The organism is Acidovorax sp. FG42 (assembly GCF_057809195.1).
Window position 1 is genome coordinate 294085 of sequence record NZ_JBMDJM010000002.1, and the last position, 14641, is coordinate 308725.

At 67.0% G+C, this 14641-nt stretch carries 11 protein-coding genes; 8 read left to right on the forward strand and 3 right to left on the reverse strand.

From position 1 onward, the window contains the following. The first annotated feature begins 8 nt into the window (after window positions 1–8). Window positions 9–2366, forward strand: a complete 2358-nt coding sequence (gene parC, locus ACODSM_RS04000; protein WP_422849158.1) for a DNA topoisomerase IV subunit A — start codon at window positions 9–11, stop codon at window positions 2364–2366. Window positions 2367–2621: 255 nt separating this feature from the next. After that, window positions 2622–4424, forward strand: a complete 1803-nt coding sequence (locus tag ACODSM_RS04005) for a methyl-accepting chemotaxis protein (protein ID WP_488804387.1) — start codon at window positions 2622–2624, stop codon at window positions 4422–4424. A 139-nt stretch (window positions 4425–4563) separates the two neighbouring features. Here the strand turns inward: ACODSM_RS04005 and ACODSM_RS04010 are convergent, their stop codons facing one another. Continuing rightward, window positions 4564–5022 (reverse strand): RidA family protein, encoded by a 459-nt coding sequence (locus ACODSM_RS04010; RefSeq protein ID WP_008906002.1) that lies wholly within the window; start codon window positions 5020–5022, stop codon window positions 4564–4566. A 136-nt stretch (window positions 5023–5158) separates the two neighbouring features. Here ACODSM_RS04010 and ACODSM_RS04015 point away from each other — a divergent pair, with 136 nt between their 5' ends. The 4 genes from ACODSM_RS04015 (at window position 5159) to ACODSM_RS04030 (ending at window position 10427) form a co-directional block, all read left to right on the forward strand. Then, window positions 5159–7726: a DNA internalization-related competence protein ComEC/Rec2 gene (locus tag ACODSM_RS04015; RefSeq protein WP_488804388.1), complete on the forward strand. Its 2568-nt coding sequence runs from the start codon at window positions 5159–5161 to the stop codon at window positions 7724–7726. A gap of 85 nt (window positions 7727–7811) precedes the next feature. Further along, a complete protein-coding gene (locus ACODSM_RS04020; protein WP_488804389.1) occupies window positions 7812–9326 on the forward strand; it encodes a circularly permuted type 2 ATP-grasp protein in 1515 nt (504 codons plus the stop codon). 1 nt (window position 9327) lies between these two features. After that, window positions 9328–9474 carry an alpha-E domain-containing protein gene (locus ACODSM_RS04025; protein WP_082753467.1) on the forward strand — a complete coding sequence of 49 codons (147 nt, stop codon included), beginning with the start codon at window positions 9328–9330 and terminating at the stop codon, window positions 9472–9474. Next, window positions 9468–10427, forward strand: a complete 960-nt coding sequence (locus ACODSM_RS04030) for an alpha-E domain-containing protein (RefSeq protein ID WP_209817071.1) — start codon at window positions 9468–9470, stop codon at window positions 10425–10427. Before ACODSM_RS04025 ends, ACODSM_RS04030 begins: the two co-directional genes overlap by 7 nt. 35 nt (window positions 10428–10462) lie before the next feature. Here the strand turns inward: ACODSM_RS04030 and ACODSM_RS04035 are convergent, their stop codons facing one another. Next, entirely contained in the window at window positions 10463–10744 is a 282-nt protein-coding gene (locus ACODSM_RS04035) for a VF530 family protein (protein ID WP_488804390.1), read from the reverse strand. A 162-nt stretch (window positions 10745–10906) separates the two neighbouring features. Continuing rightward, the gene (locus ACODSM_RS04040) at window positions 10907–11824 is read right to left on the reverse strand and encodes a LysR family transcriptional regulator (protein ID WP_488804391.1); all 918 of its coding nucleotides are present in this window, start codon (window positions 11822–11824) and stop codon (window positions 10907–10909) included. Between the two features lie 192 nt (window positions 11825–12016). Here ACODSM_RS04040 and ACODSM_RS04045 point away from each other — a divergent pair, with 192 nt between their 5' ends. Together ACODSM_RS04045 and ACODSM_RS04050 are read left to right on the forward strand one after the other, a co-directional pair. After that, on the forward strand, window positions 12017–12898 hold the full coding sequence (locus ACODSM_RS04045) for an alpha/beta hydrolase (RefSeq protein WP_488804392.1): 882 nt from the start codon (window positions 12017–12019) through the stop codon (window positions 12896–12898). A gap of 470 nt (window positions 12899–13368) precedes the next feature. Further along, on the forward strand, window positions 13369–14631 hold the full coding sequence (locus ACODSM_RS04050) for an efflux RND transporter periplasmic adaptor subunit (RefSeq protein WP_488804393.1): 1263 nt from the start codon (window positions 13369–13371) through the stop codon (window positions 14629–14631). The last annotated feature ends 10 nt before the right edge of the window (window positions 14632–14641 follow it).

Sequence of the window (14641 nt, forward strand, 5' to 3'; positions counted from 1 at the left end):
GCTAACGAATGAGCGACCAACCCACTCTTGATTTCACCACCGCAGGCGATGACGGGGGCGACTCCCTGGGCCTGGCGGGCTACGCCCAGCGCGCCTACCTGGAATACGCGCTGTCGGTCGTCAAGGGCCGTGCGCTGCCCGATGTGTGCGACGGCCTCAAGCCCGTGCAGCGGCGCATCTTGTATTCGATGGACCGCATGGGCCTGGGCTACAGCGGCCCCACGCGCAACACGGCGGCCAAGCCCGTCAAGAGTGCCCGCGTGGTGGGCGATGTGCTGGGCCGGTTCCACCCCCACGGTGACCAGTCGGCCTACGACGCGCTGGTGCGCATGGCGCAGGACTTTGCGCAGCGCTACCCCCTCATCGACGGCCAGGGCAACTTCGGCAGCCGCGACGGTGACGGCGCTGCGGCCATGCGGTACACGGAAGCCCGCCTGTCGCGCATCACCAGTCTGCTGCTCGACGAAATCGACGAAGGCACGGTCGATTTCATGCCCAACTACGACGGCAGCACCGAAGAACCCCGCCAGCTGCCCGCCCGCCTGCCGTTTGCGCTGCTCAACGGCGCCAGCGGTATTGCCGTGGGCTTGGCCACCGAGATCCCCAGCCACAACCTGCGCGAGATTGCCGATGCTTGTGTGGCGCTCATCAAGACGCCATCGCTCAGCCAGGACGAGCTGCTGGCCATCGTGCCCGGCCCGGACTACCCCGGTGGCGGCCAGATCATCAGCAGCCCCGGCGACATTGCCGACGCCTACCGCACGGGCCGAGGCAGCCTGAAGGTGCGCGCACGCTGGAAGATCGAGGACATGGCGCGCGGCCAGTGGCAACTGGTGGTCAACGAACTGCCGCCCGGCGTGAGTACCCAGCGCGTGCTGGAAGAGATTGAAGAAATCACCAACCCCAAGGTCAAGGCCGGCAAGAAGGCGCTGACGCAGGAGCAGACGCAATTGAAGGCCAGCATGCTGGCCGTTCTGGACGTGGTGCGTGACGAGTCGAGCAAGGACGCCCCTGTGCGCCTGGTGTTCGAGCCCAAGACGGGCAAGACACCGCAGCAGGAGCTGATCACCGCGCTGCTGGCCCACACCAGTCTGGAGACCTCGGCGCCCATCAACCTCACCATGGTGGGGCTCGACGGCAAGCCCGTGCAGAAGTCGCTGCGCCAGATGCTGGAAGAGTGGATTGCCTTCCGCCAGACCACGATCACCCGCCGCAGCCAGCACCGGCTGAACAAGGTGCTGGACCGCATCCACATCCTCGAAGGGCGGCAGCTGGTGCTGCTCAACATCGACGAGGTGATTGCCATCATCCGCCAGGCCGAAGACCCCAAGGCCGCGCTGATTGCACGCTTTAACCTCAGCGACCGGCAGGCCGAGGACATCCTCGAAATCCGCCTGCGTCAGCTCGCGCGGCTGGAAGCCATCAAGATCGAGCAGGAGCTGAAAGAACTGCGCGAAAGCCAGGGCAAGCTCGAAGACATCCTGAACAACCCCGGCTCGCTGCGCCGCACCATGGTCAAGGAGATCGAGGCCGACGCCAAGACCTTTGCCGACGCACGCCGCACGCTCATCCAGGCCGAGAAAAAGGCTGTGGCCGAAGTGAAGGTGGTGGACGAGCCCGTCACGGTGGTCGTTTCGCAAAAGGGCTGGGTGCGCGCCCGCACTGGCCACGGTCACGAGGCCGCCAGCTTTGCTTTCAAGGCGGGCGACGGGCTGTACGGCACGTTTGAATGCCGCACGGTCGATACCCTGCTGGCCTTTGGCAGCAACGGCCGCGTGTACTCGGTGGCCGTGTCGCTGCTGCCGGGCGCACGGGGCGACGGCCAGCCGGTGACCACACTGATTGAACTGGAAGCCGGCACGCAACTGCTGCACTACTTTGCGGGGCCCGCCAACGCCACGCTGCTGCTGTCCAACTCTGGGGGCTACGGCTTTCTGGCAGCGGTGGAGAACATGGTGTCGCGCCAAAAGGGCGGCAAGGCCTTCATCACCCTGGGCGAGGGTGAAACCGTGTGCGTGCCTTCGCACGCCGCAGGCGGCACAGGCAGCAAGCCGGTGGTGCCCGCCACGCATGTGGCCTGCGCCTCCACCGGCGGGCGCATCCTTACGTTTGAGATCACCGAGCTGAAAACCATGGCCAACGGCGGCCGGGGGCTGATGCTGATCGACCTGGAAGACAAGGACCAGCTCGCAGGCGCGGCGGCCTACACCCGCAGCATTCGCCTCGATGGCATTGGCCGGGGCGGCAAGCAGCGCGACGAAACGCTGGAGATCCGCAGCCTGAACAACGCCCGCGCCGCACGCGGCCGCAAGGGCAAGGCGGCGGACTTGGGCTTCAAGCCCCAGGCGGTGACGCGGGTCGAGTAACAGCGGCTCGCACAAGGCTTCTGGCTTTTTTGCCGCATCGCCTGCGGTGCAGCTCTCGGCCGGAGCCGTGTCGCTGCGTTTTTTAGCCACTCCAAGCGGGTGAAGTGGGGTGCACGGAAAGGGCTCAACGCAGCCTACGCCTATGGCTGCGCCTCTAGTGGCGCTTGGGGATGACCCTCATGCGGCCGCTCCTGGTTTGTGCAATTGTCGGAAAGCGAGCAACATCTCGTGACAAACACACTCCAGGAGACCTCCATGCCCAAACAACTGAGGATGGCCCACAAGCTGTGGCTGGCTGTGATTCTGATCGTGGTCATGCTGGTCGCCGTGGTGGGGTTTGCGGCCTACCGCTCGGCCAAAGTGCAAGCCCAGGCCGATGCCGTGAGCAAGGAGATGGAAGCGCGGGTGCAGGCCGCCCTGCGGTGGTCGGGGTTGACCGAAACCAATGCCGCGCGCACGCAGGCGCTGATCGTGAGCAACGACCCTGCGGTGGAGGCCGAGTTCAAGGACGTCATTGCGGCCACCTCGGCCCAGATCAGCGAGGTGCAGAAGTCGCTCGAATCCATGGCCCTGTCCGACGCTGACAAGGCCCAGATGAACAAGATCGCGGCCGCCCGCAAGACCATGATCGACCTGCGTGGTGAGGCCCGCAAGCTCAAGGGCGACGGCCAGCAAGACCAGGCCGTGACGCTGATTAATCAGAAGTACAACCCGTCCGTGGTGGCCTACCTCACGGCACTGCGTGAGTTCGTGGCCCAGCAGCAGAAGAACGCCGCAGACACGCAGGCAGCCATGGCGGCCGAGCGCATGCTCACCGTCAAGATCGCGGCGGTGGCTGTGGCCCTACTTCTGCTGGCCATCATCGTGGGGGCGTACTACCTGATCGGCAGCATCCAGCGTCCACTGGCCCAGGCCAACGGACTGGCCGAGCGCATTGCGGGGGGTGACCTGAGCCAGCAGGAGTCCGTCACGCGCGGCGACGAGTTTGGCGACCTGTTGCGCTCGCTCTATGCCATGAGCAACGCCCTGGGGCGCATGGTGCACCAAGTGCGCCAGAGTACGGACAGCATTGCCATTGCCAGCGCCGAGATCGCGACCGGCAACCAGGATCTGTCGGCCCGCACCGAACAAACCTCCAGCAACCTGCAGGAAACCGCCGCCGCGATGGAGGAGTTCACCAGCACCATCCAGCAGAGCGCGGGCAGCGCCCAGCAGGCCAGCAGCCTGGCTGCGGGGGCCACCGGCGTGGCCCGCCGGGGCGGCGAGGTGGTGACTCAGGTGGTGGCCACCATGGAGGACATCAACCACAGCAGCAAGAAGATTGCGGACATCATCGGTGTCATCGACGGCATTGCCTTTCAGACCAACATCCTGGCGCTGAACGCGGCGGTGGAGGCCGCGCGGGCTGGCGAGCAGGGCCGTGGCTTTGCCGTGGTGGCCAGCGAGGTGCGCAGCTTGGCCCAGCGCAGCGCCGAGGCGGCCAAGGAGATCAAGCAGCTCATCAGCGCGTCGGTCGAGAAGGTGGAGACCGGCTCGCGCCTGGTGTCTGACGCGGGCACCACCATGACCGACATCGTGCAGTCGGTGCAGCGCGTGACCGACATGATCGGCGAGATCACCGCCGCATCGTCCGAGCAGAGCGCGGGGGTGTCGCAGGTGAACAAGGCGATCAGCAACCTGGACCAGATGACCCAGCAGAACGCCGCGCTGGTGGAGGAAAGCGCCGCAGCGGCGCAGAGCCTGCGCGAGCAGGCCGACCATCTGGCGCGCGAGGTGTCCATGTTCAAGGTCAATGCTGCCAGCTATGGCCCAGCCCAGGCCGCCATCGGTGCGGCGCGCGGTGCAGCCAAGGTCACCGCCAGCCTGTCTCCAGCCCGCGCAACTCCAGCGCCCGCCGCTGGCGGTACTACCGCTTCAGCGGCCCGCATCGGCACCACCGGCACTTCTGCCGCTCTGGCCAAGGCGCCCGCTCCCTCATCGGTCGCCAAGACAGGGAGCCAGAAAAACGCGAAGCAGGGCGCTGCGGCGGGAGCCGAGGAGGACTGGGAATCCTTCTGACGGGTGTTGGGATCGCACCGATCTCGAGTCAGCGCGCACGTCGCCTTTTGCATACCCAGGTGGCGGGGCTGGCGGACCGCAGGCAACGAAAAAAGCCCTTGGCAGCGATGCCAAGGGCTTTTTGCTGGAGGTCTGAAGGTCAGGCCAGTTCAGCGATCAGTTCGATCTCTACGCATGCGCCCATGGGGATCTGGGCCACGCCAAAGGCGCTGCGGGCATGCACGCCCTTTTCACCAAACACCTGGCCCAGCAGTTCGCTGGCGCCATTGGTCACCAGGTGCTGCTCGGTGAAATCGCCGGTGGAGTTCACCAGGCTCATCACCTTGACGATGCGCTTGACCCGGTTCAGGTCGCCACCGCAGGCGGCTTGCAGCGTGCCCATCAGGTCGATGGCGACGGCACGTGCGGCCTGCTTGCCTTCTTCGGTGCCGATGTCGCGGCCGAACTGTGCGGCCCAGGGCTTGCCGTCCTTGCGGGCGATGTGGCCGCTCAGAAACACCAAGTTGCCGGTCTGTACATAGGGCACGTAGGCGGCGGCGGGCACCGACACGGGGGGCAGGGTGATGTTGAGTTCTTTCAGCTTGTCGTAAACGCTCATGGTGGTCCTCGTTAGGAAGTGCGGGTGGATAGACGAGGGCAGCCTGGTGCGCAGGCCGCCGAGCGCGGTAAGTGTTACACAGCACCTCACCCTCGCACCGGCGTGGCAGGCCCTGGCGGCGCATTAGCATCAGTGCATGTCCACCATAAGCGCCCCTAATGCCGCGCCGCTGTCCGCCACAGGCCAGGGGTTGGAGGGGCCGTTGCCCCCGCGTCCTTGGCTGCTGCCCGCTGTGTTGCTGGGCGTGCTGGCCGGGGCTGCGCTGCAACTGCAGCAGCCCGCGCTGTGGTCTGCGGCGGCCTACGGGTGGTTGTTGATGGCTGGCCTGCTGCTGGGCGGTGGTGCGGTGGCTGCCGCGCGGCGGCACCCCGGGCTGCGCCGGGCTCGCAGTGTGATCGCCATGTCGCCCTGGATGATGTTGCTGGCGGGGGCGCTGGCCATGTTTGGTGGCACCGGCCTGCGGGCCGTGGCCTACCAGGCCCAGGCGTTGCCTGCCGCACTGGAGGGCAAGGACCTGCGCATCACCGGCGTGGTGGCCGCCATGCCGCAGGTCAACGAGGCAGGAACCCGCTGGCGCATGGCGGTGGAGTCCGCAACGCTGCAGGGCACACCCGTGGCCATGCCGCCGCAGATCGACGTGGCTTGGTATGGCGGCGCCTTTGGCGGTGGGGGCGAGGTGCTGGACCTGCAACGCCAGCCTGCGCCTGTGCGGGCGGGCGAGCGGTGGCAGATCACCGTGCGCCTGAAGGCGCCCCATGGCCTGCGCAACCCGCACGGCTTTGACTATGAGCTGTGGATGTGGGAGCAGGGCGTACAAGCCGCAGGCTACGTGCGCGCCGGCCCCAAGGACGAGCCACCGGTGCGCGTGGCCGCCACCTGGCAGGTCCCGGTGGAGCAGCTGCGCCAGCGCGTGCGGGACGCCATCCTGGATCGCCTGGTGTTTGGGCAAGATGGGTCGGGCGATGACAACGCCGACACGGCTCGCGCGCGCACTGCAGGCGTGGTGGCGGCACTGGTCACAGGCGACCAGCGCGCCATCGACCGTGCGGACTGGGATGTGTTCCGCGCCACCGGGGTGGCCCATCTCATGAGCATTTCGGGCCTCCACATCACGTTGTTTGCCTGGCTGGCAGCGTTGGTGGTGAGGGCACTGTGGCGGCGCTCGCCCCGGCTGAGCCTGGCGGTGCCAGCGCAGTCTGCCGCGCTGGTGTCGGGTGTGCTGCTGGCCACGGCCTACGCGCTGTTCAGCGGCTGGGGCGTGCCCGCGCAGCGTACCGTGACCATGCTGGCCATCGTGGGGCTGCTGCAGCTGAGCGGGCGCCGCTGGCCCTGGCCCCAGGTGTGGCTGCTGGCCTGCGGGTCCGTGGTGTTGCTGGACCCATGGGCGTTGGCGCAGGCAGGCTTCTGGCTGAGCTTTGTCGCGGTGGGCGTGCTGTTTGCTACAAATCCGATAGCTGCTGAGGCAAGCGATACTGGCGCTACAGGCCGTTTTTATGCCTTGGTGCGTGAACAATGGGTCGTGACACTGGCATTGACGCCCCTGGGCTTGTTGCTGTTTGGCCAGGTGTCGCTGGTGGGTTTTGTGGCCAACCTGGTGGCCATCCCCTGGGTCACGCTGGTGGTCACGCCGCTGGCGCTGGGTGGCGTGCTGTGGGCGCCGTTGTGGAGCGCGGCAGCCCTCAGCCTGCAGCCGTTCACCGCATGGCTGCAGTGGCTGGCGCAGTGGCCCTGGGCTGCCGTGTTTTTGCCGGCAGCGCCGCTGTGGGCGGGCGTGGCGGCGGTGGCCGGGGGGGCGCTGTTGGCCATGCGCCTGCCCTGGCGCCTGCGTTTGCTGGCGCTGCCTTTGCTGTTGCCGGTGCTGTGGTGGCAGCCCGTGCGGCCCGCAGCGGGGCAGTTTGAGCTGCTGGCCGCCGACATTGGCCAGGGCAATGCCGTGCTGGTGCGCACGGCCACGCACACCCTGCTGTACGACGCCGGGCCGCGCTTCAGCCGCGAGAGCGATGCGGGCCACCGCGTGCTGGTGCCGCTGCTGCGGGCGCTGGGAGAGCGGGTGGATGTGCTCATGCTCAGCCACCGCGATGCCGACCACACGGGCGGCGCAGCGGCCGTGCTGGCCCAGCAGCCCCGCGCCGAACTCACCGGCTCCATCGAGGCCGAACACGCCCTGCAGCGCTTGCGCCCCAGCCGCCCCTGTCTGGCGGGCCAGCGCTGGGCATGGGATGGCGTGGTGTTTGAGGTACTGCATCCCCTGCCTGGCGACGACGCACCGGGGGCGGCCAAGCCACCGCGCCCCAATGCGCTCAGCTGCGTGCTGCGCATTTCCGCCGCAGGCACCGAGGGCGCGTCGGCTTTGCTGGTGGGCGACATCGAGGCACCGCAGGAGCAGGCCCTGCTGGCGCGTGGCGCACCGGTGCGGGCCGATGTGCTGCTGGTGCCACACCATGGCAGCAAGACCTCGTCGTCGGCGGCTTTTCTGGAGGCCGTGCAGCCGCGCACCGCTTTGGTGCAGGCTGGGTATCGCAACCGCTTTGGCCATCCGGCTCCGGATGTGCTGCAGCGCTACCGCGCGCGCCAGATTGCGGTGGTGGAGTCGTCGCGCTGCGGGGCCGCACGGTGGTCCTCGTCACAGCATGGGCAGGTGGCCTGCGAACGCGACACCGGCGAGCGCTACTGGCAGCACCGCATGGTGCCACGGGACGACTGAATCGGGGCCCATGGCGCAGCGCCGTCAGGGGTGTTGTGCGGGGGCGGGCTCACAACTTGCTATCCTGACTGCAGGAGGCCCGTTCATGCAGAAATTTGACGAGATGTACGCCATGCTGCCGTTTGATGGCAGCGACGTGCGGGAACACTACAAGCGCTACGCGCAGTGGTTGAGCAAACAGCCCCCTGATGTGATGCAGGCCCGCAGGGCCGAAGCCGAGATGATCTTCCGGCGCGTGGGCATCACCTTTGCCGTCTATGGCGCCAAGGACGAAGGCGGCGCGGGCAACGAGCGGTTAATTCCGTTTGACCTGATCCCCCGCATCATCCCTGCCCATGAGTGGGCCAGCATGCAGCAGGGGCTGGTGCAGCGCGTCACGGCGCTCAACCGCTTCATCCATGACGTGTACCACGGCCAGGACATCATCCGCGCCGGCATCGTGCCCGCCGACCTCATCCTGAACAACGCGCAGTACCGCCCCGAGATGGCCGGCGTGCATGTGCCTCAAGACATCTACGCGCACATCGCCGGCATCGACATCGTGCGCGCCCCCGATGCCCAGGGCAATGGCGAGTACTACGTGCTCGAAGATAACCTGCGCGTACCCAGCGGCGTGAGCTACATGCTCGAAAACCGCAAGATGATGATGCGGCTGTTCCCCGAGCTGTTCAGCCTGCACAAGGTGGCGCCCGTGGCGCACTACCCCGACATGCTGCTCGAAACCCTGCGCGCCAGCGCCCCGGCCACGGCCGACGAGCCCACGGTGGTGGTGCTCACGCCCGGCATGCACAACAGCGCGTACTTCGAGCACGCCTTCCTCGCGCAGCAGATGGGCGTGGAGTTGGTCGAAGGGCAGGACCTGGTCGTCAAGGACAAGTTCGTGTACATGCGCACCACGCGCGGCCTGCAGCGGGTGGACGTGATCTACCGCCGCGTGGACGACGACTTCCTAGACCCGCAGGTGTTCCGTCCCAATTCCACATTGGGCTGCTACGGCCTCATGGAGGCCTACCGCGCGGGCAACGTGGGCATCTGCAACGCCGTGGGTACGGGCGTGGCGGACGACAAATCGGTCTACCCCTATGTGCCCGAGATGATCCGCTTCTACCTGGGCGAAGAGCCCATCCTGAAAAACGTGCCCACCTGGATGTGCCGCAAGCCGGACGACCTGCAGCATGTGCTCGCCAACCTCAAGGACCTGGTGGTGAAGGAAGTGCACGGCGCGGGCGGCTACGGCATGCTCATCGGCCCGGCCGCCACGCAGGCCGAGATCGAGGACTTCCGCCGCGCGCTGATCGCCAACCCCTCGGGCTACATCGCCCAGCCCACGCTCAGCCTCTCCAGCTGCCCCACGTATGTGGAAAGCGGCATCGCCCCGCGCCACATCGACCTGCGCCCCTTCGTGCTCAGCGGCCGCGAGGTGCAGATGGTGGCCGGTGGGCTCACACGCGTCGCACTGCAGGAGGGATCGCTGGTGGTGAATTCGTCGCAAGGTGGGGGCACCAAGGACACCTGGGTGCTGGGCGAGGGCCGCAGCAGTGCGCCCATGACACAGTCCCAGACTTTGGGCGGCATGACCCAAACGCAAGGAGGGTTCTGAGATGCTGAGCCGCACCGCCGACCATTTGTTCTGGATGTCCCGCTACACGGAGAGAGCAGAAAACGCCGCCGAAGGCGGGGTTTCACTACAACACAGCCAGCGTGCGCAGCACGCGCGGGGTTCTCTGCCCGGGGAGGAAAAATGCTAAGTCGCACTGCCGATCATCTGTTCTGGATGTCCCGATATACAGAGCGGGCAGAGAACACCGCGCGCATGCTCAACGTGAGCTATGAAATGTCCCTGCTGCCGCAGTCCGCTGACGCGGCGCAGGCGGGCTGGGAAGGCCTGCTGTCGATCAGCGAACTGATCCCGGCCTACACCGCCAAGCACGGCGAAGTCACGCCCGCCAACGTGCTCGAGTTCATGGTGCGCGACGGCAACAACCCGTCGTCCATCCTGTCGTGCCTGCGCGCCGCGCGCGAGAACGCACGCGCTGTGCGCGGTGCGCTGACCACCGAGGTGTGGGAGACGCAGAACCAGACCTGGCTGGAGTTGCACCGGCAGCTGGAAGGCGGCGCCTTCGAGCGCGACCCGGGCCAGTTCTTTGAGTGGGTGAAGTACCGCTCGCACCTGTCGCGTGGCGTGGTGCTGGGCACCATGTTGCAGGACGAGGCGTTTCACTTCCTGCGCATGGGCACCTTCCTGGAGCGGGCGGACAACACGGCGCGCCTGCTCGATGTGAAGTTCCACGCCGTCAAGAACGACTTCTTCGGCCGCACCAGCGACCGCAACCAGGAGAGCGACTTCTACCACTGGAGCGCCATCCTGCGCAGCGTGTCGGCGTTCGAGGTGTACCGCAAGGTGTACCGCGATGTGATCACGCCCGGCCGCGTCGCCGACCTGCTGATCCTGAGCCGCGACATGCCGCGCTCATTGCACGCGTGCCTGCGCGAGGTGGTGGACAACCTGGCTGTGCTTGCCAACGGTCAGTCTGCCGAGACCAGCCGCAGGGCAGGGCGCCTGCTGGCCGACCTGCAGTACGGCCGCATCGACGAGATCCTGGCGACGGGCCTGCACGCGTTCCTCACGCAGTTCCTGGACCGGGTGAACGATCTGGGCGGCGGGATCAGCCGCGATTTTTTGGTGACCTCGGGCGACTGAGAGCGCCCTGAAAACGGCGTAGTGCGTGGACTGGTTCACTCCTGCGCGTTGCGCCGCTGGTCGCGCAGCATGAAGAGGTAAAGGCTTTCCACCTTTTCGCGCGCCCACGGCGTCTTGCGCAGGAACTTGAGGCTGGAACCCACGCTGGGGTCGATCTGGAAGCAGCGGATGGGAATCTGCCGCCCCAGCTCATCCCAGCCAAAGTAATCGGCCAGGCCCACGACCATGGCTTCGAGTGTCACGCCGTGCAGGGGATTGCGCGGCTGGGCGGGCTTGTTGGCCGGTGGGGCGGGTGGCAGGGTCTCTGGAGTGCTCATGGCTCCAAGCATACAGACTGGGAACGTTTCCAGGCTCCGAATGCGGCCCCTGTCGTGCGCCCCAGGCGTGAAACCCGGCGGCGCCGCTGTGGAGTTGGCACGGCCAGGCCGAGTTTCTCTTCACCCTCAGAAGGGGCGACGCAAAGCGGGGCAAAGTGACCGTCAGGCTTTGCGTTGCAGATGGTCTTCCCGCTGAAAAAGCTCGGCCGCCCAGTCCACAAAGGCGCGTACCTTGGCGCTCAGGTGCCGGTTGGGGGGGTACACCACATACACGGGCAACAGGGGCTGGGTCCAGTCGGGCAGCAGTTGCACCAGGGCTCCGCTGGCCAGGTAGCGCTGGGCTTGCCAGCTGGTGATCTGGCCAATGCCCAGGCCCGCCACGATGGAGGTGACGTAGGCGTTGGCCTCGTTCACGCTCAGGTGGTAAGGGCCGGTGATGTCGATGGACTCATCCCCCCGGCGAAACTCCAGCGGGTAGTGCCGCCCGCTTTGGGGCGAGAAGTAGATCACGCTGGCGTGTTTCTCCTCGATCTCCAGCGGGTGCGTGGGTGTGCCCTTGCGCTCCAGGTAGGCGGGTGCGGCGACGGTGATGAACTCCAGGTTGCCAATGCGGCGCGCCACCAGCGACTGGTCGCTCAGCTCGCCCCCCCGGATCACGCAGTCCACGTTGTCGCCGATCAGGTCCACCGTGCGGTCGCTCACGCCCAGGTCCACCTGGATGTCCGGGTAGCGGGCATGGAACTCCGCCAGGTGCGGAATGATGAGCAACTGGGCCACCGACGTGCCCACGTCGATGCGCAGCCGCCCGCGCGGGTTGGCGCGCGCGTTGGTCATGCTGGCCTCGATGTCGTCCAGGTCGGTCAGCAGCCGCACCGTGCGGTCGTAGTACGCCGCACCGTCGGGTGTCACGGTCACGCGGCGGGTGGTGCGGTTGAGCAGCTTCACGCGCAGCCGCTCCTCCAGCGCCTGCACATGCTTGGTCACCGTGGCTTTGGGCAGGTTCAGCGAGTCTGCTGCCCGGGTAAACGTGCCGGCCTCCACCACCCGCACGAATATGCGCATGGCCTGAATCTGGTCCATGGCTTCTCCTTGAGTCTTCAGCACCCAGATTGGGTGCTGAGGAATTCTCACACGGGGACCCTGGTTTGATTGTTGAGCTTTTGGAAACAGTGCGGTGGTGTTTGACCTGTTTATCAGAAAAGCCCAAGCCACTACATTTCATCCATCGTCAACCGATCCTCCACCTCATCATCTACCTACTGGGTACCTGCCATGCAGCCCGACCACCCGTCCTCGTCTTCTTTGCCCACGCAGCCCGCTGCGGCGCCTGCCAAGGCGTCTGGTGCGGCTTCGTCCGTCTGCACTGATTCCACCATTGAGGTGGCCCAGGGGCAGGACGTGGCCGTGCGCATGTACGGCCGCAAGAAGACCGGCCACACGTCGCCGGTGGTCGTGCACTTCCATGGCGGGGCCTTCATGTCGGGCGACCTGGACAACGGCTGCACCGTGGCCTCGCTGCTGGAGAGCGCCGGGGCGGTGGTGGTGTCGGTCGCGTATCCGCTCACGCCGTTTCCGCAGCCGGTGGACACGGGTTACGGGGTGCTCAAGTGGGTGCACAAGCACCGCACCAAGCTTGGCGGGCAGGGCGCCGCCGTGTACCTGGCGGGCGAAGAAGCCGGGGGCAACCTGGCGGCGGCCGTGGCGCTGATGGCGCGCGACCAGTCGCACCCTCCGCTGGCCGGGCAGATTCTGCTGTCGCCCATGCTGGACCCCTGCGTGGGCACCGCGTCGCTGCGCGAGGCCACGGGCGATTCCACGGGCTGCAAGTGGACCGAGGGCTGGCGCAACTTTCTGCGCTGCCCGCGCGATGCCGAGCACCCCTATGCCGTGCCGGCCGGTGCACAGCGTCTGGCGGGGCTGCCACCCACGCTGATCCTGGTGGGCGACACCGACCCCATGCACGACGAGGCGCTGGCCTATGCGGCCCGGCTGGAGGCCGCCGGCCTGCCGGTCACCCGCCATGTGTTTTCCAAGAACCCGCAGTGGCCCGATGCCCTGCTGCAGACCGGCTCGCACGAATGTCCGTGTGCGGCGGGGGCGCAAGAGCAGTTCCGGCAGTTCTTTGCCGCCACGCGAAGTCCGGTGCCGTCCTGACGACGGTCCTGACACCTTCTCACACCCCTGACTGCTGCTGACCTCCACCCCCGTGGAGGCAGAGAAACGCGGGCTCTGCGCGAGCCCCACTCCCTTTTTGCCCCTTGATTTCCGGCCTGGCGTGCCGGAGGGGAAACGCTTGCCAGGCGTTACCCGCTCCGCACGTCCTGGAGCCCACGCTAACCATTCAAACGACACGGAGGAAAGAACACACCATGCATGCATTCCTGACCACACCGGCCTGCGGCGACTGTCACAGCGTACCCGGCTGCACCGTCTTTTGACGATGCCCCACAGGCCGCCCTGGTGTTTGTTGCCGGGGTATTGACCTTTCCACCGTGTCATTGCCGAGACTGCTTTCCGCCCCCTTTGCATTGACCCCTGCCGAGCGCAGCCCACAGGCGCCAGCGCACTGCAGACAAGTTTCACAGCGTGCTTCACAAGGGCACACCTACTGATCGAAAGTGACCATGAACTTCCCATCCTTCTCCAAGTTCTCCCAGCGCCGCCCCCTGGGTCTGGCCACCCTTGCCACGGCCGTGACGGCCACCGTGGCGGCAGCCGTGCTGGTGTTCCAGGCGCCCGTGGCGCAGGCGGATAGCGCCCCCGCCGCACCCCCTGCCATGCCGGTGTCGGTGGCTGCCGTGCTGCAGAAAGACATCGCCCTGTGGGACGAGTTCTCGGGCCGGCTCGAAGCCGTGCAGCGCGTGGACGTGCGCCCCCGCGTCTCAGGCGCGGTGCAGGCCGTGCACTTCCGCGAAGGCTCGCTGGTCAAGCAGGGCGACCTGCTGGTGACCGTGGACCCGGCCCCCTACGCCGCCGAGGTGGACCGCGCCGAAGCCCAGGTGGTCGCCGCGCAGGCCCGCCTGTCGTACACCCGCAGCGAGCTGGAGCGCGCCTCGCGCCTGCTCGAAGAAAAGGCCATTGCCCAGCGCGAGCACGACGAGCGCCTGAATGCCCAGCGCGAGGCCGATGCCAACCTGCGTGCGGCCCAGGCTGCGCTGCAGACCGCCAAGCTGAACCTCTCGTACACCCAGGTGCGCGCTCCCGTGGCGGGCCGTGTGGGCCGCATCGAAGTCACCGTGGGCAACCTGGTGGCGGCCGGTGCGGGCGCGCCCGTGCTGACCACGCTGGTGTCGGTCAGCCCCATCTATGCGAGCTTCGATACCGACGAGCAGATCGTGGTGAAGGCGCTGGCAGACCTGCAAAGCGGCTCCAAGGGCCACAGCGCCCGCCAGCTCATCGAGCGCATCCCCGTGCAGATGGGCACGGGCACCACGGGCGGCACGCCCTACGCCGGTCGCCTGCAGCTCATCGACAACCAGGTCGATGCCAAGAGCGGTACCGTGCGCGTGCGCGCCGTGTTCGACAACGAAGATGGCTCGCTGATCCCTGGCCAGTTTGCCCGCATCCGCATGGGCCAGGCCCGCAACACGCAGGCGCTGCTGATCAACGAGCGTGCCGTGGGCACCGACCAGAACAAGAAGTTCGTGATGGTGGTGGGCGAGGGCAACAAGGCCGAGTACCGCGAGGTCACCCTGGGCGCGCCGATTGACGGCCTGCGCGTGGTCACCTCGGGCCTCAAGGCGGGCGAGAACATCGTCGTCAACGGCCTGCAACGCGTGCGCCCCGGTGCCGTGGTCGCACCCCAGCCCGTGCCCATGACCGCCAAGGCCGAGATTGCGGGTGATCGCAAGGAAGCCAAGAACAACAGCAAGTCGCCCGCCGCCTGAGCGTGCGAAC